At 69.2% G+C, this 24,991-nt stretch carries 13 protein-coding genes and 1 pseudogene; 8 read left to right on the forward strand and 6 right to left on the reverse strand.

What is annotated here, in order from left to right; genetic code table 11:
• Positions 1 to 17 precede the first annotated feature (17 nt).
• Complete coding sequence (locus AC3A6R_RS14990) at positions 18 to 2,066, forward strand: carboxylesterase/lipase family protein (RefSeq protein WP_487864743.1); 2,049 nt, start codon at positions 18 to 20, stop codon at positions 2,064 to 2,066.
• 519 nt (positions 2,067 to 2,585) lie between these two features.
• Here AC3A6R_RS14990 and AC3A6R_RS14995 read toward each other — a convergent pair.
• Positions 2,586 to 3,329 (reverse strand): SDR family NAD(P)-dependent oxidoreductase, encoded by a 744-nt coding sequence (locus AC3A6R_RS14995; RefSeq protein ID WP_487860477.1) that lies wholly within the window; start codon positions 3,327 to 3,329, stop codon positions 2,586 to 2,588.
• 182 nt (positions 3,330 to 3,511) lie between these two features.
• Here AC3A6R_RS14995 and AC3A6R_RS15000 point away from each other — a divergent pair, with 182 nt between their 5' ends.
• The gene (locus AC3A6R_RS15000) at positions 3,512 to 4,135 is read left to right on the forward strand and encodes a TetR/AcrR family transcriptional regulator (protein WP_487860476.1); all 624 of its coding nucleotides are present in this window, start codon (positions 3,512 to 3,514) and stop codon (positions 4,133 to 4,135) included.
• An 18-nt stretch (positions 4,136 to 4,153) separates the two neighbouring features.
• Positions 4,154 to 4,549, forward strand: a complete 396-nt coding sequence (locus tag AC3A6R_RS15005; RefSeq protein ID WP_487860475.1) for a VOC family protein — start codon at positions 4,154 to 4,156, stop codon at positions 4,547 to 4,549.
• 190 nt (positions 4,550 to 4,739) lie between these two features.
• Here the strand turns inward: AC3A6R_RS15005 and AC3A6R_RS15010 are convergent, their stop codons facing one another.
• The gene (locus AC3A6R_RS15010; RefSeq protein ID WP_487860474.1) at positions 4,740 to 5,621 is read right to left on the reverse strand and encodes an AraC family transcriptional regulator; all 882 of its coding nucleotides are present in this window, start codon (positions 5,619 to 5,621) and stop codon (positions 4,740 to 4,742) included.
• A 134-nt stretch (positions 5,622 to 5,755) separates the two neighbouring features.
• Here AC3A6R_RS15010 and AC3A6R_RS15015 point away from each other — a divergent pair, with 134 nt between their 5' ends.
• The 4 genes from AC3A6R_RS15015 (at position 5,756) to AC3A6R_RS15030 (ending at position 8,053) form a co-directional block, all read left to right on the forward strand.
• Positions 5,756 to 6,499 carry an SDR family NAD(P)-dependent oxidoreductase gene (locus tag AC3A6R_RS15015; protein ID WP_487860473.1) on the forward strand — a complete coding sequence of 248 codons (744 nt, stop codon included), beginning with the start codon at positions 5,756 to 5,758 and terminating at the stop codon, positions 6,497 to 6,499.
• A gap of 10 nt (positions 6,500 to 6,509) precedes the next feature.
• Positions 6,510 to 6,911 (forward strand): VOC family protein, encoded by a 402-nt coding sequence (locus AC3A6R_RS15020; RefSeq protein ID WP_487864744.1) that lies wholly within the window; start codon positions 6,510 to 6,512, stop codon positions 6,909 to 6,911.
• Positions 6,912 to 6,914: 3 nt separating this feature from the next.
• Complete coding sequence (locus tag AC3A6R_RS15025) at positions 6,915 to 7,274, forward strand: nuclear transport factor 2 family protein (protein ID WP_487864745.1); 360 nt, start codon at positions 6,915 to 6,917, stop codon at positions 7,272 to 7,274.
• Between the two features lie 89 nt (positions 7,275 to 7,363).
• Positions 7,364 to 8,053, forward strand: a complete 690-nt coding sequence (locus tag AC3A6R_RS15030) for a saccharopine dehydrogenase family protein (RefSeq protein ID WP_487864746.1) — start codon at positions 7,364 to 7,366, stop codon at positions 8,051 to 8,053.
• A 256-nt stretch (positions 8,054 to 8,309) separates the two neighbouring features.
• Here the strand turns inward: AC3A6R_RS15030 and AC3A6R_RS15035 are convergent.
• Positions 8,310 to 8,981: pseudogene (locus tag AC3A6R_RS15035) on the reverse strand (SDR family oxidoreductase); the annotation flags it as partial.
• Positions 8,982 to 9,007: 26 nt separating this feature from the next.
• The gene (locus AC3A6R_RS15040) at positions 9,008 to 9,304 is read right to left on the reverse strand and encodes a YciI family protein (protein ID WP_487864747.1); all 297 of its coding nucleotides are present in this window, start codon (positions 9,302 to 9,304) and stop codon (positions 9,008 to 9,010) included.
• Positions 9,305 to 9,532: 228 nt separating this feature from the next.
• On the opposite strand from AC3A6R_RS15040, the gene AC3A6R_RS15045 reads away from it, so the two are divergent.
• Positions 9,533 to 9,970, forward strand: coding sequence for a winged helix-turn-helix transcriptional regulator (locus AC3A6R_RS15045; protein WP_436316789.1), 438 nt, complete (start codon positions 9,533 to 9,535; stop codon positions 9,968 to 9,970).
• 569 nt (positions 9,971 to 10,539) lie between these two features.
• On the opposite strand, the gene AC3A6R_RS15050 is transcribed toward AC3A6R_RS15045, so the two are convergent.
• Both AC3A6R_RS15050 and AC3A6R_RS15055 read right to left on the reverse strand, forming a co-directional pair.
• Entirely contained in the window at positions 10,540 to 10,944 is a 405-nt protein-coding gene (locus tag AC3A6R_RS15050; RefSeq protein ID WP_487864748.1) for a VOC family protein, read from the reverse strand.
• Between the two features lie 158 nt (positions 10,945 to 11,102).
• The gene (locus tag AC3A6R_RS15055; RefSeq protein WP_487864749.1) at positions 11,103 to 24,881 is read right to left on the reverse strand and encodes a filamentous haemagglutinin family protein; all 13,779 of its coding nucleotides are present in this window, start codon (positions 24,879 to 24,881) and stop codon (positions 11,103 to 11,105) included.
• Positions 24,882 to 24,991: the final 110 nt, after the last annotated feature.

Genomic DNA, 24,991 nt, shown 5'->3' on the forward strand with positions numbered 1-24,991 from the left:
TGCACACAGAAGCACAAATGACTCGCATGAACCGGCGCAGCCCGCGAAGCGCTGCGGCCGCCTTGGTCGGCTCGGTCCTGATCCTGGGCTGCGGTGGCGGCAGCGGCGGAGGCGGAGGCGGCTTCGCTTTCGTGCCGCCGCCCGCGCCCGACACGCAGCCGCGGCTGTCGGGCACCTTCGCCGGCGGGCCGGTGGTCGGGCTGAACTACAGCGGCTCCGTGTCTGGCGCGCGCACCACCGATGACGAGGGGCGCTTCCTGTACGCATCGGGCGAAACGGTCAGCTTCTCTATCGGTGCACTCGTGCTGGGCTCGGCCGCCGGCGCCGAATCGCTGTCGCCGCTGAGCCTCAGCGAAGGCGCTGCGTCCCCCGCCGACCCGCAGGTGAGCAACAAGCTGGTGCTGCTGCAGACCCTGGACGCCGATGGCGACCTGAACAACGGCATCCAGATCACGGACCCGATTCGCGACACGGTTTCCAGACACGCGGCGGCCATCGACTTCAAGCAGCCCTCGGCCGCCTTCCGCACCAGCCTGGCGACCGTGCTGGCTGAGCTGGAGCAGGCCAACGTGTTCTCCGATCTGGACCCGCGCCCCCGCACGGCGCGCACGGCAACCGCGGCGCAGGAGCAGTTTGCGCGCGCGACCAGCGTGCGCCATGTGGTGAGCACCACGGGCGGCTCGCTGCGCGGCTTCGAGGCCACGCCGACCACCTGGCAGTACCTGGGCATCCCGTATGCGCAGCCGCCCGTGGGTGATCTGCGCTGGCGTGCACCGCAGGCCGCCCTGCCCTGGCCCGGTGTGCGCGAGGCCACCGCGTGGTCCAACCAGGCGGCGCAGAACCCGACGATGGAGCCGCTCGGCGAAGGCGGCATGAGCGAAGACTCGCTCTACCTGAACGTGACGGCACCCAAGAACGCGTCGAAGCTGCCCGTGATGGTCTGGTTCCATGGCGGCTCCTTCGCCATCCTCACCAGCAACTCCAAGCAGTACAACAACGCGGCCAGCCTGCCGGCCAAGGACGTGGTGCTCGTCACGGTCAACCACCGGCTCGGGCCGTTCGGGTATCTGGCCCATCCGCTGCTCAGTGCCGAGAGCGGCCACGGCGGCTCGGGCAACTACGGGCAGATGGACCTTGTGGCGGCGCTGCAATGGGTGAAGTCCAACATCGCAGCCTTCGGGGGCGACGCGGACAACGTGACGATCTTCGGCCAGTCTGGCGGGGGCGGGAAGGTCTATTCGCTGATGAATTCGCCGGATGCAAAGGGCCTGTTCCACAAGGCCATCGTGCAAAGCGGTGCCAGCGAAATCGCCACCGAGGGAACGCCGCAGTCTTCCCTGGCTACAGGCGAAGCGATCGGCAAGGCGGTGTTCGCGCGCGTGGGCGCCACCAGCCTGGCGCAGGCGCGTGCCCTGCCGTGGACCGCGTTCACCCAGGCCGACCTGGACGCCGGCATCCCGCGCGAGACCTACCGGCCCAATGTGGACTACCGCTACCTGGTCAAGACCTATGGCCAGAACATGACGGACGGGATGCCCAGCGACGTGCCGCTGATGGTGGGCGCGACCTCGGGTGACTACCCCTCGCTGCGCGCCGCGCTGCCGGTCTTCATGACGCAGCGCACGCCCACCTACCGCTCGCCGCAGTACGTCTACAAGTTCAGCCGCGTGCCCGCCGGCTGGACGCGGCTCGGCCTGTTGAGCGGACACAGCGGCGAGTTGCCCTACCTGTTCGACTACCCGCGCGGCATTGCGACCAACTACAGCCTGGGCCTGACGCTCACGCCCGACGGCAAGAAGCCGCCGATCGGTGACCTCAACGGCAACGGCGTGAGAGGCAGCGCCGGCGACGAGGCCGACGTATTGGCCGCGATGGAATGGGGACCGGCCGACACCGCGATCTCGGAACAGACGATGACTTTCTGGACCAACTTCGCAAAGCATGGGCGTCCCGGCACGGCCACGCTGGACTGGCCTGCCTACACCGTGACGGGGGATGCATTCATGGAGATCGGCCCGGAAGCAACCTCTTCGGTACGAACCGGGCTGGCGACAGCGTTCCCGTGAGCCTGACGGCCGCTGCCTGAGGTTTCGGGCAGGGCGGCCCTCGCATTGCCTTGGCGTGCAGCCGGCGCACCGACCTTGTTTCAAGGTCGGTGTTTGCCACGCGCGGTCCAGGCCGCCATGCCGAGCGCCCCTGCCGCCTCTCTTCCAATGCCGCCTCGTTTCACCGTGCCACCGGCGTGTCGCGGCTGCGGCACTTCGTCATTGCGCTGGACCGTCTGCTGGACGATGGCCGGACGAGCCAGAGCTGCGCGATGGCCATGCGCCGCTGGTCGCGCATGACGACTGGCATCTCTTTTCACTTGGTTCGATGTGTCCAACGCCTCGTCTCGGACGCAGGATTCGACTCCTGTGATGATGTGGCGCACCTTTTAGACGGAGCCTGAACCGCCGAAGGCAGAATGCGGCAGTTTGCCGACAGCGAAGACTGCCATCGGGTCAAGGAGCGGTCGTTCGCCTCAACCTCTCACCTGATTCAGGCTGAAAGGCGAAACGCAATCGGCTTTCGGATATCCGTGCTTGCTACGTCTGCGAGGCTCCGCCATCTGCGAACAGTTCCACCCCATTGATGTAGCTTGACGCGTTGCTTGCAAGAAACGCTACGGCCGAAGCGATCTCATCAGGCTCCCCGATGCGGCCCAGCGGGCTCTTGGCAGTGAGAAAGGCCATTCCTTCGTCAGCCTGATCTCCGAATGCTTCGCGCAGGGATTCAGTGTTGGTCGGCCCAGGGCTCAAGATGTTGATGCGGATGCCCGTTCCCTTGAGTTCCGTCACCCAACTGCGAACCATGTTGCGCACAGCCGCTTTGGTGCCGCCATAGATGCTCATGGTCGGGCCTGGGTCCATGGATGCGGTAGAACCAATGATCACCACGCTGGAGCCGGGCAGGAACAGCCCCAAAGCTCCCTGGATCGTCAGAACCACGCCCTTGACGTTGGTTGAGAACTGCTGGTCGATTTGAGCCTCGGTAATCTGGCCGAGCGGTGCATGCACGCCTCCGCCAGCGCTTGCCACGAGAACATCAATTCGGCCATAGCGGCGCCGAACATTCGCATATAGCGCCTCATTGCTTGCCGCTTGGCTGACATCGGCAACGATCCCAACGGCGTCGCCGCCCAGTGAGGCTACGGCTTCGTCAAGTACTGCCTGCCGCCGACCCGTTATTACCACGCTGGCGCCATCGTTCGCCAGGCGTTTGGCTATGGCCAGCCCGATCCCGCTTCCACCACCGGTCACGACGGCTATTTTTCCGATTAGATTTTTCATTGCGCACCTTGTGTTGTAGTGACCGCTACAATAAGTTATAGTGATCGCTAAAGCAAGAGGGTGGACGTTCGGCGGCACGCTTCAACCCACCCCTTGCCGGTCCGACGTAAAGCCCTGGCACTTGCAACGCTCTTGCCTCGGTCATGCGTCTCTCGAGGAACGTCGAAGGAGCCTGTAGAACAATGAAGCAAAGAGATCCAGGAACGTCCAAGGCCACTGCCAAGCGCCCATCGGGCCAACCACCCCGGCACGCCTTTGACCGTAAGGCAGGCGTCGTCGTCGCCAAGGACCTTTTCCACGAACGGGGATACGACGCGATAGGTATCGCTGAGCTCACACGCGCCCTTGATATCAATCCACCGAGTCTCTACGCTGCCTACGGCAGCAAGGCCGGCCTGTTCGAGCAGTGCCTAGCTGTTTACGTGGAGGAAGCCAACCTGCCCGCAGACAAGATCCTGACCCCGACCAGACCACTGCCTGAAGCAATCAAGGATTTTCTGTTGCACGCTGCCGTGCTGTACACCAAGTCAAAGACCAAGCGCGGCTGTATGGCGACCGAAGGCATGCGCGCGAGCGACCCACATGCCCGCGCTTTGGCAAGCGCCTACGGGCAGGCAGCCGCCACCTTCATCGAGCGATACATCAGCCAAAGTGAGCCACAGCGTGCGCGGGAGCTCGCCGACTACGTCGTGACAACCTTGCAGGGCCTTTCAGCAGCGGCTCGCGCCGGGATGACTAGGGCCCGCGTAGTGTCTGTCGCAAAGCTCGCCGGCCGAGCCTTCGAGTCGTTCCTGCATACCGCCTGAGCAGAGCGCCGTACAACCATGACACTCTTGGACCACATTGAATTTGCCGTGAGCGATGCAGAGGCATCGCGGCGCTTCTACGAACTTGCGCTTGCGCCGTTGGGCATCACCCGAATCATCACCGTCGGGCCCCAGCGCACCCGCACAGGGGGCACACGCCACGGTTTCGGAAAGGATGACTACCCAACTCTCTGGATCCACGATAGCGAGCCCCCTGGAGCGGGCACGCACATCGCCTTCGCGGCGCGGAGCCGGGCTCTCGTTGATGCCTTCCATGAGGCCGCGCTGGAGGCCGGCGGGTCCGACAACGGGCCTCCAGGAATTCGGACGCGCTACCACGAGCACTACTATGCTGCCTACGTGCTAGACCCCGACGGCATCAACGTGGAGGTCGTCTGTCAGCAGCCTGAGTAAACAGGACCCACGGCAGAGCTGCGTTGTTTAGCCATGGACGACCGCTTTGAGCAAACTGAATGGCGGCATCGGGCGCACAAGCGACATCGAACTCAGAACCGTTGTCGGTTGCATTGCCGCGTATCTTCGACGGCGGCAAGAAAGTCTGCAATACACCGCGCCCCTTATGCTTCGACCTCTTGAGTAGTGGTCATCGCATGCTTGCGGCAATTCGCGCAGCGTCCTTCGAAGGAGGCAACCCGAAGGCACGCGCGTATTCCCGGCTGAACTGGGTTGGGCTTTCGTACCCCACCTCATGTGCAACGGAAGTGACGTTGGCGCCGGCGGAAATCAGCAACGTTCTGGCCTGCAGCAGGCGGGTCTGCTTCTGGTACTGCAGTGGACTGAGTGTCGTTGCCGCCTTGAAGTGACGGTGGAACGCCGAGACGCTCATGGCCGCATCCTCGGCGAGTTCCTCCATGCGCAAAGGGCGCGCAAACTCTTCGCGAATACGTTGGACCACGCGGTTGATTCGCGCCAAGGAAGTTTCCGGCGTCGCGATGTCGCGCAGCATCCAGCCCATGGGCCCCTGCAGCACTCGGTAGAGGATTTCGCGCTCATAGGCCGGGGCCAGCGCCGGGATGTCCGCGGGATGGCCCATCAACCGCAGCATCCGGACCCAGGCATCCAGCAACTCCGGAGTCACTGCTGCCACCGAGAAGGCTGATTCTTGGCCGGCGAAGTCGGCAGTTTCAGGCAAATCGGACAGCAAGCTGGTCAGTACAGCGGGCGCTAGCGTGAGACTCACAGCAAGGTACGGGGCACCCGAGTTGGCGCTGCGCACCACTCCCGCCGCCGGGAGGCCGATGGACATCACGAAGTAGGTGGCCGGGTCGTAGTGCAGCGTCTGCCCGCCCACGGTCATCGACTTGCTACCCTGCAAGATGACATTGACCATGGGGTCATAGACGGCAGCAAGCTCATGCTCCGGAATGGCCCCCTGCACCATCGCCACACGGGGAATGCCCGTTTCAGTCCGCTTGTTCTGTGCATGAGCCGCCAACCTTCGAAGCTCGTTCAACTGTTCTTCCATGGAGCGATTGGACTGCGGCCGGGCTCCCGGCACAAGGGATGAAGCAGGAATAGGCACGAACGAGGCAGAAACAGGTGGGCGGCGGCGCGAGCAAAAACCTATCGTGGAGGCACTGAAACCCACTGGAGCAATGCATGGAAACCATCGTCATCACCGGAGGCAGCCGAGGCATCGGCGCGAGCGCCGCTATCGAATGCGCTCGTCGTGGACTGGGCGTCATCCTGACCTACAAGCAGAACCCGGACGCGGCAGAGGGCGTCGTTCGTCGAATCGCCGAGGCTGGCGGCCGCGCCGTAGCACTTCCTCTCGACGTGGCCGCAATCGGGACCTTTGCCGCCTTCCGGCAGACCGTGAAAGAGGTGCTCACCTCGAAGTGGAGAGAAGCCCGCCTCGGCGGCCTGGTGAACAACGCCGGCTACGGCCTCTACAGCCCCATCGAGACCGTCACCGAGGCTCAGTTCGACGGCCTGATGGATGTGCACTTGAAAGGACCGTTCTTCCTGACGCAGGCCCTGCTGCCGTTGCTGAAGGACGGTGCCGCCATCGTCAACATGACCAGCGCAACAACCCGAGTCGTCACTGCAGGCGTCGCGCCGTACGCCGCCTTCAAGGGCGGCCTGGAAGTGCTGACCCGCTACATGGCCAAGGAGTTCGGCGAGCGCCGCATCCGGGTGAACGCCGTCTCGCCGGGGGCCATCCGCACCCAGCTCGGTGGCGGCCTGACCTCCGAGTTCGAGACGCTGCTGGCTTCGCAAACTGCGCTGGCGCGAGTCGGCGAGCCTGAAGAGGTCGCGCGTGTGATTGCCATGCTGCTGACCGAGGACGGCCGGTGGGTCAACGCCCAGAGCATCGAAGTCGCCGGTGGCTACACGATTTGAAGGGACCCACATGCTCGACCACCTTTTTCTCACGGTCACCGACGTTGACCGTTCCATCGCGTTCTACGAGCGGGTGCTGCCTGTTCTCGGAATCACCAACCGGCACGACTACGACGGCAAGGACGGCCCGCCGAGGCATCCAGACCTGAAAGGATTTGGCGCGCAGGGCCGGATGTTCTTTTGGCTTCGGCAGGGAGCGGCGGCGCCCGGCGCGGTGCACATCGGCTTGGCTGCCGATTCCGAAGAGATGGTCGAGCAGGCCCATGCCGCTGCTCTGGCGGCCGGCGGGGCCGAGATTCATCCGCCCGGAGCGCAGCTTCACTACGACCCGCGCTACTACGCGGCGCAGGTCCGGGACCTCGACGGCTACAGCCTCGAGTTCGTCTACAAGAGCTGGCAACACGGACGCTGAGCGATGCCGCAAAAGAAGGACAACCTGCATGCAATAGCCGAGGCGTTGATTGACGCAACCAACGCTTTCGACGTCGAGCGCGCGCTCGCCCTGTTCACGCAGAAGGCGGTCATCGACGACCCCTCCACCGGCCATAGCTTCGAGGGCCACAAGGGGATTCGCGACTACATCGAACGCTACTTCATCGGCTACCACACGGTGACGCGCTTCCTGTCCATCAAGCAAGTTGGCAGGGACCAAGCACGGGTGCGGGTCGATTTCGCCGGTGATTTCGGCCACGAGATTGGCCTGCTTGAGCTGACGGTCATGGAGGGAGGGTTGATTTCCCACATCGACGCCGACCTCGAGAAAGCAGAGCCCTGAGCATCTCGCCCGTATCGAATTCGCTGCGCACGAAACGTCGCGGCGCCCTAACAACCGCGGGTCCATTCACCATCACGGCCAAGCCGCTGATGTCCGCCGCTATCCGTTGCGGTGTCCACTACCTCGACTTCTCCGCCGAACTCGACACGTATCGACAGGCGCTTGCGCTGGACGAGCAAGCCCGTGGCGCTGGCGCTATGCTTCTTCCCGGAAGCGGCGGCAGCGTCGCGATGCTCGGTAGCCTTGCCAGCCATGCCGCTGCACGTGCGATCGTCACGGAGACGTTGCGCCTCGAAGATGGCCGGCTGGTTGTTCGCGGCCCTGAGGAGCTGCGTGACTTCGACTTCGGCAAGGGCCTGAAGTCTTCGTTTCCTGTGACGTTGCCAGACCTCCTAACCATTCATCGCGCCACCGGGGTTTCCGACGTCGAAACCTTCGTTCATGTCGCTGCGGATGGGACGGTGGTGCGCTCAGTGCTTGATACGGTCAACGGCTATACCATCACGGCGATGGCGGCTGCGGAGGCAGCACGCCGCGTGCTTGCTGGCGAGGTCCAGCCCGGGTTTTCGACGCCCGCAGCGCTGTTCGGCCACGGCTCGCCGAGACCATTGCCGACACTCGAATCACCGACCTTCCGCCGATGTAGGCGGTCACCAATTTCGTTACGGCGAACAAGCCGTGGGCCCTCGGAAAACGCGGCAGGGCATCGCGGAGCAGAAGCGCACGCTAAGAGCCGTCGTGGCGGCAAACGCGCGTTAGGCCGAGGTCGCTACAGATAACGGAGGTCGGACGCGCAAACTGGCTCAGCCATCGTGCTGCACAACACCGGCGTGCCGTTCCTGTGTTAACGACCAAACGGGTTCCGCGCCACTGGAGACTAACGACGTGGCGTGGCAGCGACGCGAGCGGCTGCTTTGGAGCGAGCCGTACAGCCGGTAGGGGCCCATAGCTCAAGCACCGGTCGAGGGAAAGCGGACTTCCTCTTTCGAGCCCGCGCCGCTCACCCGACCATTCCGAGGTACATCGGCGGCTGGGTGTCAGCCCGGCGTGCACGCTGCGCGTCATGTCGTCGGCCAGCAGTTCCGACTGCCCGGCTTCGAGCGCCGCAAGGGCCTGGCGCACGACTTCGTCAGGCGAAGCCTTCGGCCCCGGTACGCCGCGCGCCATGTCGGTGTCCATAAAGGCCACATGCAGCGACAGCACCTGCGTGCCCTGTGCCCGCAGTTCCTGCCGCATCGCATTGCTCAGCGCCCAGGCGGCAGCCTTCGATGCGCTGTAGCTGCCGGTCGCGCCTGGCAGCGTGACCCAGCTCAGCGCCGAGATCACGTTGACGATGGCGCCGTGGCCGCGCTCGCCCAGCGTACCCGCAAAGGCCTGCGCCATGCGCAGCGGCCCGACTGCGTTGGTCTCGAACTGCCGGTGCAGCGTGTCGATCGCCTTCGGGTCCAGCACTGGGCCGGAGCCGCCAATGCCGGCGTTGTTGACCAGCAGGCTCACGTCGGTCAATTCGCGGGCGAGTGCAGCAATCTGGTCGGGCTGGGTCACGTCCAGCCGCACGGGCACCACACCCGGCACGGTGACACTGGCGGGGTCCCGAGCGGCGGCATAGACCTTGGCCGCGCCGGCGGCGAGCAGCCCGCGCGCGAACGCCGCGCCCAGCCCGCGATTGGCACCCGTGACGAGTGCGACAGAACCTTGGATCTTCATGATGTTCCTTCGAAATTCCGCGGCGTTCAGGCACGGGACTTCAGGTGAAGCATGGGGTGGTGCTCGCAATGGCCGACGCCATTCCTGACAATCGGATCGGCCGAGGTGAGCGCGGCAATCTCCTGGTCGTCGGCGATGCTGAACAGCGAGACGCCGTAGCCGCCGGCCGGGTCCATCACCGGGCCATGGGCGACGATGAGGCCTTGATCGAGCAACTCGTCCAGGTAGCGGCCATGCTGCTGCATCCACTCGCGTTCGTCGGCCGACATCGTGGGCAGGAAATCCGCGCGCGGCGGGATGAACTTGCAGAGGTAGTGCTTCATGGTACTCAGCCGATGACGGTGAAGGCTTGCGCGTGCAACCGTTGGGCGCGCATCAGGCCGAAGGCGGACGAGGCGCCGGTGATGAGGATGGTCTTGGTCATGTCGTGGGTTCTCCGGACAGGTCGACGGGTTGGAAGAGTCGTAGCCATCAGCACGGCCCATTGGTGTGTGGACCGTCTGAGGGCACATGTTAGTATCGATATAGTAGTAAGTAAATACTGAAATGATATGAACTCGGCGAATTCTTCCGCGAATCCTTGTCCCATCGCGCGTGCCCTGGATGTGCTCGGTGATGCCTGGTCGATGCTGATCCTGCGAGACGCAGCTGTCGGTCTGACCCGCTTCGACGAGTTCCGCAAGAGCCTGGGCATCGCCCCGACCATGCTGACCAAGCGCCTGGCGGCGCTGACTGAGGAGCAATTGCTCGAGAAGCGCCTGTACTCGGAGCGCCCGCCGCGCGAGGAGTACCTGCTGACCGAGGCCGGACGCGCCTACCTGCCGGTGCTCTTCATGATCGGCGCCTGGGGCCGCAAGTACCGTGGCAAAGGGAAACTGGCGCGCTACCTGGATGCCGAGACCGGCCTTGACATAGAGCCGGTGGCGATCGACGCGGTGACGGGTGCAGAGATCGGGACACGCCCGTTCCGCGTGCTGTCGCCGAAGTGAGCCGTGCTGCTGGCTCAGCCCCATTCCACTCCGTCAGCCGGATCGCCATGAGGTCTTCCAGGCGACGCCGCAGCTCAAGCACTACAACCCGCAGGGATCGGTGCAGGGGGGGCTGGTACGCGCCCCTGCTCGACTCGCACTCGGCTGCGCGGTGCAGACCAAGCTACCAGCCGGACGAGGCTACACGACCAGCCAGATCAATCTAAACATCGTGCGCGCGGCCCACACGAAGACTGTCCCGCTGCGCTGCGCTGCGTGGGCGCGGCTCTGCACGTCGGTCGGCAGGTCGGCACCTCCGAAGCCAGGATCATCGGGCCCGACGGAAAGCTGTATGCGCATGCAACAACCACCTGTGCGATCTTCGAGTCACGGCAGGTGGGCCCTGAGCCAACGAAGTTTGTTCGCTTGTTCGGCCCAGTCCTTCCCTCGACGTGTCACTCGCTGAACGGCAGAACCTCAAGGGGGGCCATCGCGAAGCGCGATTGCATCCGCCCGACTGTCGGCTTACGAGCGCAAAGCTGAAGGACCGGATCTGGCCGAACCTTGTCCCAACCAAGCTGGCGACAAGCTCATGCACCATCCCCCGTCGCCACATGGCACGCGACACACAGCTTGTTCCCGTCCGGGTCGCGAAAATACGCGCCGTAGTAGTTGTCGTGGTACTCGGGGCGAAGGCCCGGCGGGCCCTCGCAGGTTCCGCCGTGGTCCAGCCCCGCGCGGTATGCCGCTCGGACGATCTCCCTGGAGGCCGCGGCAAAGGCGGTCATCTGCCCGTTGCCAGGGTGGTGGGGCTGGCCGTCGAAGGGCTTGCAGATGACGAACAAGGGGCGTGCCCCACCTGCGCTGTGCCAGCCCGCCCATGGCCGCTCGCGCTCGCAAAAGCGCAATTCAACGCCGAGGCTGTCCATCAACGCGCTGTAGAAGCGCAAGGCGCGCTCGAAATCTCCGACGCTCACAAAGACATGGGAGAACACGGTGGCTCCTCAGGCAGCAATTCGAAGAACAGCTTCGACCGTCCGGCGCTGGTCGCGTGCAGCCGGCAGTCGCATTCTGCCGCGGCGACCGACCGCGCTCCCCGGTGCACCGCGACACCCGCCCCATCCCTTCAGTCCACCGCCCCTGACCCACTTCCTCAGCGCACGAGCCCGCCGCGCTCGCCCGGCGTCAGCGCCTGCTTCTGCGCGGCCGTGAGCGTGCCGGCGCCGAGCACCTGCACCACGCCCTCGGGGTCGTAGCTCGCGCGCGCATCGCGTGCGGGCGGCGTGTTGCTGCTGCTGCCACCGCCCTCCCCCGCGCCGCCCTCGCCGACTTGGCCGCCGAAGCCCAGCACGCGCACGGTGAACACCGACGGCAGCGCCTGGCGCTGCGCGGTGCGGTCGCGCTGCACCGCCTCCTGCGCGGCGGTGGCGGCCTGCGAGGCCGCGGCGCTGGCGTTGGAGAGTGCGCCCACGTTCACCGCGGCCACCACCGGAATGCCGGTGGACTCGCCCTGCACCTGGATGTTCTCGGCGTTCACCACGCGCAGCGCCGCCAGGTTCACGTTGCCCGAGACGCGGATGCCCGCCTCGCCGGCGTCGATGGTGCCCAGCGGCGCGATCAGGTCGATGTCGCCCGGCGGCACCTCGGGCACCGGGTTCAGCGTGGCGATGCCCGCGCCGGTGTTGGGCGTGTTCGGCGACAGCGTCACGCCGCCCAGGTCGTCGTACACGCGCCGCTGGGGCGTGTAGACCACGGTCGACTTGGAACCGCGGCCCGCGTTGATGTCGCCGCCCGCCGACCACGCGAGGATGTTGCCGCCGAAGGTGGTGAAGACGCGGCTCTGGCCCAGCAGGATGCTGCCGTTCGAGAAGATCTCGATGTCGCCCGTGCCCTGTGTGAGCACGCCCGAGCCTTCGCCCGGCACGAAGCCGCCGTCCACGCCCACCAGCGTGCGCCCGCCGGGCACCATCACACGGATGTCGCCGCCGAAGTCGGTGTGGATGCCGGCGTCCTGCACCTCGTAGTGCGGCACGTCGTAGGAGGGGCGGCCGAGCGCGATCCATTCGGCCTCGGTGAGGTAATTCACGCCGGGCTTCGGCCGTGTGGTCGGGATCGCGGTCACCGTGTCCTCGAAGTAGCGCGCGCTGCTGAACATCGTCAGGTCGCCCTGGTAGTCGATGGCCTTGCCTTCGGCGTCGTGCGTGGGGAACAGTGTGGCGATGGCTTCGCGCCCGCGCAGGTAGCTGCCCTCGCGCGGGCCGCCCGCGGCGTTGTACTCGCGGCCGGCGGCCTTGAGCTCGGCGTAGTACACCGGGCGCAGGAAGGCGCGCTGCTGCTCGGCCGGCAGCGCGGCGAAGAAGCCGCGCGCGTCCATCGTCGCGGCGTCGAAGCGCAGTCCCAGGCCGTTGCGCTTGCCATCGCCGAAGCGCTCCTCGAGCCAGTTGACCAGGTGCAGCTGGCTGCGCTGGCCGTACTCGCGCTGCAGGTCGCGCGCCGGCGCGGCGTTGCCCGAAGCGCCTGCGCGTGCGCGGTCGATCTCGGCCTGCTTGCCGGCAAGGTAGGCCGCCGCACCGGCTTCGTCGCCGCCGTAGCCGAACTCCGCCTGCAGCCATTGCGCGAGCGTGAGGCGCCCGCCGTACACCGCCACGGCCTTGCCGGGCTGGTCGGCCAGCGGCCGGCCCGTTTCGGCCAGGTTGGCTGCGTCGAGGTAGCGCGCGGCGAAGGCCGAGAAGTCGAGCCCCCTCGCGCCCACGCCCGCGGCCACCGCGATGCCCGCGCCGCTGCTGCGCTCGCCAGGCGCGCCGTTCACGACGGCACCGATGCTCTTGAGCTCGCCCTTGTCGGCCAGGTACACGTCGCGCCCGGCCGTCACTTCGAGCAGGCCGGGGCCGGCGACGTAGAAGCTGCTGTGGCGCACGTCGCGCCCGGCCGACACCACCGACACGTCGTCGGGGTCGTTGTGCACGATCAGGTTGCCGCGCGCGCTGCCGAGTTCGACCGCGATCGGCTTCAGCGGTGCGCCGGCATCGGCGCGGTTGACCTGCGTGGTCCAGCCGAGCGCGCCGACCGGAACCTCTTCGTACTCGCCCAGGCCGGTGCCCGCGTTGACGACGTCGCGCCCCGCGCGCAGCGCGACCGGGCCGCCGCCTTCGTACCAGGTCGACTCCTCGCCGGCCGAGCCGCCGCTGGCGCCGCGGCCGCGGTAGACGATGGCGCCCGTGCGCACGCCGATCAAATCGCCTTCGAGCGCGTAGAAGCGCGCCGGCTGCCGGCCGGGCACGCTGTAGCCCGACGCGCCCGACGGCGCGAGGCTGAAGAGCGGATAGACCTGGTTGTCTTCGCCCGGCCGGAAGGGCGAGAGGAACACCGACGGCGCGAGCGCATCGGGGCTCACGTTGCTGAGTTTGCGCATGCCGAACCAGACCTGCTCGAGGCTGCCGCTGAAGCCCGGATTGAACGGGGTCGGCAGCGCGGTAGGGTCGGCGCCCGACGCTGTGAAGCTGTAGCCGCCGGCATAGATCGAATCGCCCGCCATGAGCTCGAAGCCGCCCGTGCCCGTGCCGGTGAACTGCGGCCCCGCCGGCGGCGGTGCCAGCACCACGCCGGTGCCCGGCTGCACCGGCTTGTTGCTGCCGTCCATGGCGCCGGTGATCGCGTTGCCGTAGTAGAGGCTGCCGCTCGCCGCAACCGCGCGGAACATCGACGGCACGACGAAGCGGCCGTCGGTCGGCTGCGCGTCGCTGCGGGTACGGTAGCCGGCGATGGCGCTCGACGGCGCGAGGTTGCCGCCGGCACTGAACAGGTCGATGCCGCTGGCCGGCGTCCACAACGAGAACCAGCTGTAGCCGTCGCCCGGGCGCTGCTCGCCTTCGCCCACGAATGGCGTGCCGTTGTTGAATTGCGCCACGCGGCCGGCGTCGGCCACGCCGCCCAGCACCAGGTCGCCGCGCGCGTCGATCTGCACCGCGGCATCGCCGGGCACCAGCATCGGTCCGCCGCCCGCGATCGACGAGGTGGCGGTATAGACCTCGTAGGCGCGCGATTCCTCGGGGTCGGCGCGGTCGAAGCGCAGCTCGAGGCCGCCCACCGATCCGGCCTGCATGCGCAGCGCGCCGCGCAGGTTGACGAAGGTGCTGTTGAGGTCGGGGCGTGCGCCCCGCCAGGTCGTCTGGGGCGTGATGTCGGCGCCGTTCGGGAACGAACGCAGCTCGGCCACCGGATTGAGGCCGCCGCCGATGCGCACGTCGAGATCGCCGCCACCGGTGAGCGTGAGCTGTTGGCCATCGGCCGAGACGCGTCCGCTGCCGCCCACCACCAGGTTGAGGCCGGTGCTGCGCGCGACGAACGTGCCGAGCAGGTCCATGCGCCGGCTCAGCATGCCCGCGTCGCCGCCGGCCTCGAGCACGAGGTTGCCGCCGCCGAGCGTGCCGATGCCGGTGAAGCCCGTCATGAACGGCACGGTGCCGAACAGGTCGTAGGCGGTGCTCGGGCCGGGCACGTAGCTGCCGAAGTTGATCCACCATGCGGTGGGCACGCCTTCGCTGCCGGCCACCGTGCTGCCGGTGCCCTGGCGCCAGAGCCAGTTGCCCACGTCGGCGCTCGCGCCCATCGGGCGGATGACGCCGATGGCGTCGGGGCGCGTCTGGCTGCCCGGCCGGCCGATCAGGTCGCCGCGCACGTCGCCCTGAGCGCGCACCAGTACATTGCCGCCGTGCTCCGGATACCAGGCGCGGTAGAGGCTTTGCGTGCCGCCGTCGACGAAGGGTTCGTACGCCGCGCCGTCGGCACCGAGCACGGTGCCGCCCACCGTGGCGCGCGGCAGGTTGTAGGCCGCGCCCACGCCGCGGGCCTGCGTGCCGGCGGTGTACACGCCATACGGCGAGCTCATCGTGAAGTCGCCGCCCGCGAGCAGGTCGAGGTCGCCGGTACCGGTGCGCAGCACGCTGAAGAGCTGCTGCGTGGCCGGCAGCGGCACGGTCTTCGGTTGCTCGCCTTCGGGCGCCCAGGTCACGAGGTTGCCCAGGCCCCAGTCGTTGATCGCGAGCACCGCCTCTTCGCCGCCCCATTCGTCGAGGTTGATGCGGGTGCCCGGCGCATAGCCGATCTGGTTGAGCGAGTCACCCATCCAATAGAACTGCCCCGGCACGCCCGGTGTCGGCAGCTGCAGCGTGAGGCCGCTGCCCATACCGTAGTGCGTGTCGGCCAGTAGCAGTTGGCCGTTCGCTTGGCGCGCACGCAGCGCGCGGGTGTCGGCTGCGCCGGTGTCGGCACCGGCCACGAGCCGCATCGACCACGACTGCGAGCCTTCGGCCAGCATCGGCGCGAGCGCCAGGTTGCGGCCCTGGTCGCCGGCGGCATCGGCCGGGCGCAGGTTGACGAAGTCGACGCCGTCCGGCAGCAGCACCAAGGTCTCGGCGGGCACCACGGCGCCCTTGGCGAGCTTCAGCGAGCCGGCCAGGATCACGCCGTTGGCCGGCTGGTCGGGCACGCCGTCGCCGTTGTAGTCGGGGCTCGGCGTGTCGTTGACGGCACCGATGGGGAACGGCAGCGGCACGCCGGCCGGCCAGGTCATGGCCGCGACGCGCGCGCCGCCGGGCAGGCGATTGCCGGCGTCGAGCTTCATGCCGCTTTGCAGCGTCACGGCCGTGGCCAGCACGGTGCCGGCCGCATGCAGCACGTTGCCCGCCGCATCGCGCACCGCGCCGCCGAGCACCGTGCCCGCAGGCAGCACGAAGTCTTCGGCCAGCGTGGCGGTCGTGGCCAGCACGGTGCCGGCGCGCAGGCTCATGGCCTGCATCGGCAAGGCGTAGTTGAGCGTGCGGCCCGGCTGGAAGAAGGTGCCCTCGGCCAGCTCGGCCATGCCGCCGCGCGGCACCACCAGGTCGCCGCCCCAGGGCACGCGGCCCTTGATGAGCACCCAGCCGCGGTCGCTCGGCGTCGGCTGCAGCACCGAGGTGTCGAAGCCGTCGGTGATGCTGCCGTACACGTTGAGGTTGCCGCCCGCGCGCAGCACCAGCGCGCCCGATTCGCCGGAGCCGTGCACGCCGGTCTGCGGCGTGTGCGGGTTCACGCTGGCATAGCGGTGGCCCGACAGGTCGATGTCGCCGTCGATGTGCAGATCGCCGTCGGGCGTGGCGCTCGCGATCGCGACGCCGGGGCGCAGGTGGAAGGCGTCGCCGTAGGCACGCAGGCCTGCTAGCCGTGCGTTCATGAGGCCGCCGTTGGCGAGCACGTTGGTCATGAAGGCCTGGCTGTCGGCATGCTTGGCGTCGAGGTAGGCCTGGTTCACCACCTGGTAGGGCCGGCCGTCGGCCGCGGCATCGGTGCCGGGCACGGCGTCCTTGTAGGTCCAGAAACCGTTCACGGTGACGGCGCGTGCGCCGTCGATCTGCAGCGTGCCGCCCGCGTCGATCGCGATGTCGTTGCCGCGCGCGCCGCCCAGCCGCTGGGCACTGAGTTCGACCGTGCCCAGCGACAGCGCCGCGCCGTCGGTGCCCGCGCGCACATCCATGCGCGCGCCGCTCGTGAGCACGAGCCGGCCGCTGCCGGCATCGATCTCGATCACGGCGCGGTTGGGCGCCTCGATCACCTGGCCGTAGCTGTCCAGGCGCAGCATGCGGCTGTGCGCGTCGAGCACCGCCGCGGCGCCGAGCGTGACGCCGTCGCGCGCGGCCAGGCGGATGCTGCCCGCCTGCGCACCGCTCGCGTCCACCGTGCCGTCGACGGCCAGCCGGCCACCGTCGACCGAGACGCTGATCTCGCGCGCCTTGAGTTCGTCGCCCAGCACCAGGTCGCCCTGCTTGAGCTGGAAGCTGCGGCTGCCGACGACACCGCCTTCGGTGAGGCGCCGGTTCAGGCCCGCGAAGTCGTCGATGTGCTGGCCGCGGATGTCGGCGCCGCCGGCTGCGTAGGGCACGCGCGTGCCGCCCGCGTCGTACACGCCGCTGCTCGCACCTGCGATGGCGCCGTCGAGCGCGACCGTGCCTGCGCCTTCGCTCAGTGCCAGCACCGTGAGCTTGCCCGCGCGGTTGTGCTCGGCCGACAGGTCGATGCGCGAGCCCGCCGCCTGGCGCACGTCGCCGCCGCGGCTCTCGAGGATCGCATCGCCACCCCAGCTGTACTTGGGCACGTCGAAGAAGTCGATGCGGCGGCCCGCCAGGTCGAGCTGCGCGCCGTCTTCGAGGCGCAGGTCGCCCCCGGCCGAGGCCGTGAGCTTGCCGCTCGGCAGCGCGATGCGGCTGTCGAGCGTGAGGCGGCCGCCGGCGTCGAGGCCGATCTCCGCGCCGAGCGCCTCGGCGAGCGCCGGGCCCGCGAGTGCAGGTGCCGCCAGGCCACCCGGCGCGGCGACCATGATGTCGCCGCCCGCCTTGATCCTGTTCACCGAGCCGGCCTGGCCGGTGAGCAGCGGCGTCTCGATGCGCAGGTTGCCGCCGCTGAAGGCGAAGCCCTTCGACGCATCGTCCCAGGCGCCTTGCGACTGGTACACCGAGAGCGAGCCCGTGTGGTTGGCCGTGACGCGCTCGCTGGCGTTGAACACCACGTCCTTGAAGCCGAGCACCAGGCGGTCCACGCCGTGGAGGGTGTCGGGCCGGCTGTTGGGGCCGTAGCCGAACTCGATCTGGTTGGCGTCGATCTGCAACCGGCCGCTGCCTGTGCCCGCGCCGCCCGCGGCCACCAGGCCCGGTGGCGTGGCGGCGCCGTTCCACACCAGGATGCCGGTGTGGATGCGCGCCACCGCATCGGCACCGCCCGCGCCGTAGAGCGCCGGCGCGCCGAGCACCAGCCGCTCGAGCGACGAGCGGCCGGTGGCGGGGTCAATGGTCGAGAGCGTGATCGAATCGTGGAAGTTGACCGCGTCGCGCGCGGTGAGCACCAGGTTCTCGAGCGCGGGCGCGCCGTTCGCGGTGTCGCCGCGCAGCAGCCGGTCGAGGATGTCCTGGTTCAGCGTGAGGCCCGGCGGCAGTGCGTTGCGCGCGGCCGCAGCGGCCAGTGCGGCGTCGCTGCCGACGTTGATGCCGCCCACCGACAGCACGAGGTTGCGCGTGCCGTAGCGCGCCCCGTCGCGCAGTTCGAAGCTCTGGTCGGTGGAAGCGGCCAGCGTGCCCTCGGAATAGAGCTGTGTCGTGCCCTGGCACAGCGACCCGGTGGCGCAGACGCCGATGTCGATGCGCCCCGCGCCGGCGTCGGGCGAGGTGCTGAACTCCGGCGCCAGCAGGTCGAGCCAGCCATTGGACACCGCCAGCACGCTGACCGTGCCCGGCGCATAGACGAAGCCGTCGCGCGAATCCCAGGCCGCACGGCCGCGGCCCAGCGTGTTGATGCCCGCGCCCTGCTCGACGACGATGCCGCCGGTCTTGGTGTTGGTGACGAGGTAGACCTCGCCGGCACGCAGCACTGCACCCTCGCGCAGCACGATGCTGCTGGCGCCGGTGAGAAAGCGCGCGATGTTGGCGCGCTGCGAGCTGCCGGTGTGGTCGATGTAAGAGACGCTCGGCAGCGCGCCGATGCCCAGGCGCGGCGCACCGATCGCGTTGAGCGCGCCGGCATGCACCGAGACGCCCGCGAAGTCGGGCGTGGGTGCGGCGCCGTCGGCCAGCACTTCGTAGCTCTGCCCATAGCCGCCGACCAGCAGCGCACTGCCGCCGAAACCGCCCGCGGCCGGGGCATAGTCGGCCTGGCCGGCGAAGCGCAGCGCGGGCACGTCGCCGATGGCCTCGATCGCGCCGGCGCGGCTGGGCGCGACCAGGTCGAAGCGCAGCATCTTCGCGTCGCGCTCCAGCACCGTGCGCGGCACGCCGTTGCGCTCGGCCATTGCGATGGCAAAGGCGGCGTAGCTGGTCTCGTTGTATTGCGAATAGCTGCGCAGCGTGTCGGCCGGCGTGAGGAACACCTGCGTGGGCAGCGCATCGCGCAGCGCGGTGTGCGCCGTGCCCATTTGCGCGGCGGCCGCGTAGGAGCCGTTGCGCATCGGCACCGTCACGCCCGCGGGCGGCAGGTTGGCCGCGAGGCCGTTGAGCTCGACGCGGAAAGCGCCGGGCAGCAGGGCGAAGGTCGAAGGCAGCAGCGTGTAGGTGCCGGCGGGCAGGCCCGGCACGCCCGCGCCGATGGTGATCTGGCGGCCCAGCGCCGGGTCGCCGGCGCCGTGCTCGTTGACCAGCGGCGCGTAGCCTGCCTGCGCGCCGGGCACGATGGCGTACACCGGGTTGGTGGCCAGGCCCGGCAGCGTGAAGCTGCCGCGCGCGCTGGTCTGCACCAGCGGATTCAGGCGCGCGTCGGTCGAGCCGCCGCGCCCCGCGAGGAACGCCGCGCCCGTGAGCTCGCCGCCGCCGCGCAGGTCGAGCACCGCGCCTTGCTGCACGTCCACCGCGTGCGCGGCCAGCGTGACCGACGGGTCGTTGCCCACGCCCTTCCACACCACGTCCTTGCCGTCGTGCAGGTAGCTCAGCCCATCGAGCGTGCCGCCGTAAGGCATGGTGAGGCCGTTGGCGCTGACCGAGGTGACGCTGCCGGGCAGCAGGTTGACTGCACCCGAGAGCACCGGCACCCCGACCGCGCCGAGCACGATCTCGCCCAGTGGCGCGCGCACCACGCCGCCCTGGTTGATGGTGGCCGCGACAAAGCTCAGCCGGCCGAACACCGAGTACGGCTGCGCCGGCAGCGCGGCCGTGGGATCGATGCGTTCGATGTCGAGGCTGCGCGCAGGATCGAACTCGCGCTCCAGCGTGCCGAACTCGTTGAAGGCACCGCGCTCGCCCACCACGAAGCTGCCGCTGTCGTTCATGGCGGGATAGATCTGCGAGGCCGCGAGCCGCAGGCTGCCGGGCGTATGGAACGCCGCAGCCTGCGACAGCCGCAGGTCGCCGCGCGTGCGCATCACGATCTGGTCGAAGGCCAGGCGCTCGACCGCGAGCGGATCGTCCGCGTTCTGCACGATGCTGCCGCGCGCGCCGACGTTGAACTGGCCGACGATGTCGATCAGCTGCGCATCGAGCGCCAGGCCCGAGCCTTCTGCCACCAGCGGCAGGCCGAGCGCGCCGGCACCGGCGCCGCTGTTGTGCGAGCCGCGCACCGGGTTCGGCATGATCTCGCCCTCTTCCTGGCCGCGCGTGCTGCCCGCGAGCCGGATCGAGGGCGCGGCCAGGCGCACCTGCGCATCGGCGGCGCTGCCTTCGGCCAGGCCGATGGCACTGGCCGCAAGGTGCAGGCTCTGGCCCAGGCGCAGGTCGACGCTGCCGTCGAAGCTCACGAGGCCGTTGGCCAGCAGCGAGAGATTGTCGAAGCCGCCCGCGGCAATGCGGTCCACGCCGATGCGTGCGCGGCCGAAGGCCAGCGCGGCCTCGCGCTCGCCGGGTGCGAGTTCGCCCGAGAGACCGCTGTCGCCCTGCACCTGCGCCAGCACCAGTTCGCGCGGCACGCGCACCGCGTCCTCGACGTTTATGCCCTTCAGGTCCTGCCGGCCGACCGGGCCGTAGTTCGGTGTTTCGAGGTTCAGCGCCAGCGTGCCGCCGGCCGCGCCCTCGCCGCCCGCCGCGGCGCGCATGTCGCCGTCGAGGAACAGCCCGCGGTACGAGCTCAGCGCGATCACGCCGCCGTCGGTGGCCACCTCGCGCACGCCGTAGCCCGGCACGTCGAGCCGTGCGGCCGCGCCCGAGGCATCGAGCCGCGCACCGGGCCGCAGCACCACGAAGGCGTCGGCCGCATCGACCTCGCGTGCGCCGTCGACATGGGCCGCGCCGATCTCGATGCGCCCGCCCTCGCCCACTTGGCCGTAGCTGCGCCCGCGCGCATCGATGGCCGTCGTCGCACGTCCCGCGGCGTCGAGCACCGCGTTGTCGCCGATCCAGATCGAGGTGGCATTGGCCGTGCCCGACGGCCGGTCTGCGTCGTTGCCGATGCCGAAGCCGCCCGGCAGCACGCCGATGCGGCCGCCCCAGGCATTCAGCGTGCCGTCGATGGTGATCTGCGCATTGCCCGTGAGCGTGAGCGAACGGCCCGGATCGACAGAGATCGTGGCGCCGCGGCCCACCACCAGCGGCGCCTGGCTGTTGACCGAACCCGCGCCGAGCGCCAGGTCGGCGCCCGCGCGCTGCGTGAGCACGCCGGCGAGCGGATCTTCCTGCCACAGCGGCGGCAGCCACGGCTGCAGCACGGCCGATGGATCGGCGCCGGTGGCCGTGGCCAGGGCCGCTGCCGGGTCAGCACGCAGCACGGGCATCGCCACGTCGACCCGCGCGCCAGCGGCCACCTGCACGCCCTGCTGCGCGCTGACCGCGTAGCGCGAGAAGCCGCTGCGGAACAGGCCGTCGTCGAGCACCAGCAGCGGCTTCACCGCCACGTCGGCCGGCAGCCGGTTGCCGGCCAGCAGCAGTGCGCCTTCGCCGAGCACCACGTCGCGCGCGAACGGCGTGCCCGCGGCGACCGTGGCGGTGTAGTCGGCCACCGGCATGCCGTTGGGGAACGCATCGGCTGGCACCACATAGCCCGGCGCCATCGTGCCGTTGATGTTGACCAGCTCGGTGCCCGCAGGCACGGTGCTGCCGCTCGGGTAGAAGGTGCCGCTCTTCGCGTAGACGTAGACATATTCCCAGGCCACGGTCGCGGCCGGCACCACCCAGGCGGCCGGCAGCGTGTAGCTGCGCGTGGCGGTGAACATCGGCGCCACCTTCAGGGCCTCGCCCGGCGCCACGGTGTTGGCGATGTAGCTGAAGTCCGTGGGCAGCGCGGTGCCGGCGGGAACGGTGAAGGCCTCGGCCAGCGTGAGGTGCACCGGCACCGCCTCGCCCGCCGTGAGCCGGCCCGCATGCGCGAGCACGCCGCCGCCGATGGCCACGCCGATGCCGGTGTCGATCGTCAGCGTGCCGCCGCCCTTGACGCCGTGGCCGCGCAGCATGCCGTCCAGCAGCAGCACGCCCGCGCCGCGGCCGGTGCTGTCGTACTGGTTCGAGCGCAGCGTGATGTCGCCGCCGCGTCCGCCCTGCAGCGCACCGTTCGCCATCAGCGCGGCGCCCGACGAGGTGTCGATCACCGAGCCGGCATGCAGCCGCAGGTCGCCGGTGCTGGCGATCGAGACGCTGCCGCCGTTCACGTAGGGCAGGCCGCCGATGTCGGCCGGCTCGGTGCGCAGGTTGGTCCACAGGCCGCGCGTGTCGAGCTTGGTGCCGCCGGCCAGCGTGACGCCTGCCGTGTAGCCTTCGGGCGGCGCCGCGGCGATCGGCTGGTCGATCCAGTTGGTGGTGCTGCCGGTCTGCAGCCGGCCGACCATGTTGCCGAGCGCAATGCTGCCGCCGCGTGCCGTCAGGTCGGCATTCACGTCGACCTGCGTGGCATGCAGCGCAATGCTGCCGCCGGGCGCCACCGTCACGTCGGCGTCGACGCTTATGCCGCCTGTGGCATAGGCCTTGAAACCGCCGAGGCGCAGGTCGCTGAGCCAGCCCGCGTCGATGCCGATCTTGCCGTCGAGCTCGGCGGGCAGCGCGTCGTCGAGCTGCAGGTCCTGCGCGATGCGCTGCACCGCGCCGATGTCGATGCGCTCGGCCAGCGCCTGCGGGCTGTCGCGCAGCGCACCGGTGGCGGCATCGACCGCCGGCTGCAGCCGGCCGATGACGAGCTGGCCCGCGCGTGGCGCCGCGTTCTGCGACTGCCGGTAGCCGTCGAGCCCCGCGTCGGGCGCATTGCGCTGCCGCTCGCCCTGGAACGCCGTGGCCTCGATGTGGCCTTCGAGCACCGCCGAGCGCGTGCCGACGATCACGCGGCCCGCGTCGCGGCCCACGGTGTAGCCGTTCTCGAGCCGCTCGCGCGGCGCGATCAACGGGTTGTAGAAGAAATCGGTGGTGTTCTTGCCCCAGCGTTCATGCGGGCTCTCGAAGCCGCGGTACACGCCGTCGTAGAGCATGTCGCCCGGCGCACTCGACAGGTTGTAGAGCCGGCCGTCGCGGCCCTTGAGCCAGCTCTGCTTGAGCATGCCGGTCTGCACGTCGAGCGAGCCGCCCGAGACGTTGATGGCCGAGCCCGTGCGCGTCACCAGCTCGCCGCCGCCGAAGGCCACGGTGCCGCCCGAGGCGGCCCATTCGCCGATGCCGTGGCCGTCGGTGTTGAGGTAGCCGCTCACCTCGAGCAGCCCGCCGCCGGTGTACCAGCGGTCGGTCGCATGGCCCTGGGTGCCGGCCGGCACGCGCACCAGGTACCGGCGGTCGATCCAGAGGTTGGCGTTGTTGAGGTTCTTGCTGTCGCGGTTGCCGGGCGCGTCGCGCTGCTCGTTGCCCTGCACGTTGACCTCGACATTGTTCGACGCCATGGCCACGCGCACGCCCACCGCACCCGCCACGTCGATGGCGGCGCGCTCGGCCAGCTGCACGCGGCGCGCCGCGGTCACGTTGACCTGGCCCCCGGTGGCGAGCGTCATCGAGTCGGCCTCGAAGGCCACGTCGCCGCTGGAGGCGATCTGCACCAGCGACTGGTCGCGCCGGTTGTAGGCGCCGTCCGAAAGGATGGCCGACTCCTTCAGCAGCGTGTCGCGCTGCACGTCGAGCGCCGTCGCGTTGCTGTCGTCGAGCAGCACCGCGCTGACGCTGCCCGGCGCGAGCGTGACGCGCGCGTCGGCATCGCCGGCCGCGTTCAGGTGCAGCGTGCCGCGCGTGTTGACGCCGGTGCTCGACACCAGCACGCCGGCCTGCTCGACGCTGTGGCCGGTCAGCGTGATGTCGCCCGTGAGCGCCTGGATCAGCCCGCTGTTCGACACCCGCCCGGCCGCGCTGCCCTCGACGCGCGCCGGGGTCACCTCGTTGCCGCGCGTGCTCGATTGCAGGTTGCCGTCGGTGCCCAGCCCCTTGCGGATCACGAAGCTGTCGCCGGCCGCCAGCGTGACCTGCCCGGCCGGCGTGACGATGGCGCCGCGGTTGTGCACCTCGCGGCCGGCCAGCAGCACATAGCCGCCACCCTCGGTGACCGACTGCGGCTTGCGCGTCTCGATGCGCGCACCCGCCTCCACCACCACGTCGGCCGTGGCCGCGCCGTGGGACGAGTCAGTGGGAGTGACCACGAGGTCGTTGGCGAGCGTGGGCACATGGCCCGTGCCCAGCGCCTGGCTGTAGATGCCGCGCTGGAACTGCGCGTCGGTCATGCCCACGGCCGAGGCCAACAGGTTGCGCGTGTTCACCTGGCTGCTGCCGCTGAACACGATGCCGTTGCGGTTGACCACCATCACCGTGCCGTCGGCCTGGATCTGCCCCTGGATCTGCGACGGCCGTGCCTGCGGATCGTTCACGCGGTTGAGCACGGCCCAGCTCGGCTGCTGCTCGAACCGGAGTGTGGTGTTGCGCCCGACGTTGAAGCTTTCCCAGTTCAGCACCGCGCGCTCGCCGGTCTGCGTGACGGTGACCTGCGTGCGCCCGCCCTCCTGCGTCTGCACCGGTGCATTCGCGTTGGCCCAGCCGGACGTGAGGCTGTTCGTGTCGACGCGCAGTCCGCCTTCGGCCATGCCGTCGGGCACGCCGCCGCCGGCCGCGAGCGCCGCGCGGCGGGCGGCTTCCTGTGCGGCCTGCTGCGCCGCGATGGTGCGCGCCGTGAGGTTGAGGTTGCCGATGGAACGCTGCAGCTGCTCGTTGGCGCGCTGCTGCTGTGCCTGCGGGCTGGTGAGCATGGAGGCCGGCATGCCGTTGGGCAGGCGGCCGGTGGCGATGGCGGCGCTCTGCGCCATGTTCTTCTGCGCCATCCAGGCGCCGCTGAAGGCCTGCTGCGCCTGGGCATCGAAGGAAGCCGCCGCGCCCGCGGCCAGCATCAGCGCGATCGCGTGGACCATGGGAGTGAGCCGGGCCTTCGGAACGAAGGCAAAGGGCAAGGCGAGGGACGACGGATTCGTGCGCGGGCGCCGGGCCACCGTGCTGCGGGTGCTGCTGCTGCGTTGCATGCGGACTTCCAGGGGTTCGTGTTTCATTGCTGCTGTTCGATCGCTGCCACGAAGCGCACCCGGAAATCGGCCGGCCCGTGGTCTACCGATCTATGACAGCGGCACCCGGGCGCGACTGCACCATGTCACGAAATCTT

This window comes from Variovorax sp. Soil_C_19 (assembly GCF_057657255.1).

What these genes read in the sequence shown, in the direction of transcription:
- AC3A6R_RS14990 (WP_487864743.1), top strand. Translation starts at nt 18, where the DNA reads ATGACTCGCATGAACCGGCGCAGCCCGCGAAGCGCTGCGGCCGCCTTG.
- AC3A6R_RS14995 (WP_487860477.1), bottom strand. Translation starts at nt 3,329, where the DNA reads ATGAAAAATCTAATCGGAAAAATAGCCGTCGTGACCGGTGGTGGAAGC.
- AC3A6R_RS15000 (WP_487860476.1), top strand. Translation starts at nt 3,512, where the DNA reads ATGAAGCAAAGAGATCCAGGAACGTCCAAGGCCACTGCCAAGCGCCCA.
- AC3A6R_RS15005 (WP_487860475.1), top strand. Translation starts at nt 4,154, where the DNA reads ATGACACTCTTGGACCACATTGAATTTGCCGTGAGCGATGCAGAGGCA.
- AC3A6R_RS15010 (WP_487860474.1), bottom strand. Translation starts at nt 5,621, where the DNA reads ATGGAAGAACAGTTGAACGAGCTTCGAAGGTTGGCGGCTCATGCACAG.
- AC3A6R_RS15015 (WP_487860473.1), top strand. Translation starts at nt 5,756, where the DNA reads ATGGAAACCATCGTCATCACCGGAGGCAGCCGAGGCATCGGCGCGAGC.
- AC3A6R_RS15020 (WP_487864744.1), top strand. Translation starts at nt 6,510, where the DNA reads ATGCTCGACCACCTTTTTCTCACGGTCACCGACGTTGACCGTTCCATC.
- AC3A6R_RS15025 (WP_487864745.1), top strand. Translation starts at nt 6,915, where the DNA reads ATGCCGCAAAAGAAGGACAACCTGCATGCAATAGCCGAGGCGTTGATT.
- AC3A6R_RS15030 (WP_487864746.1), top strand. Translation starts at nt 7,364, where the DNA reads ATGTCCGCCGCTATCCGTTGCGGTGTCCACTACCTCGACTTCTCCGCC.
- AC3A6R_RS15040 (WP_487864747.1), bottom strand. Translation starts at nt 9,304, where the DNA reads ATGAAGCACTACCTCTGCAAGTTCATCCCGCCGCGCGCGGATTTCCTG.
- AC3A6R_RS15045 (WP_436316789.1), top strand. Translation starts at nt 9,533, where the DNA reads ATGAACTCGGCGAATTCTTCCGCGAATCCTTGTCCCATCGCGCGTGCC.
- AC3A6R_RS15055 (WP_487864749.1), bottom strand. Translation starts at nt 24,881, where the DNA reads ATGAAACACGAACCCCTGGAAGTCCGCATGCAACGCAGCAGCAGCACC.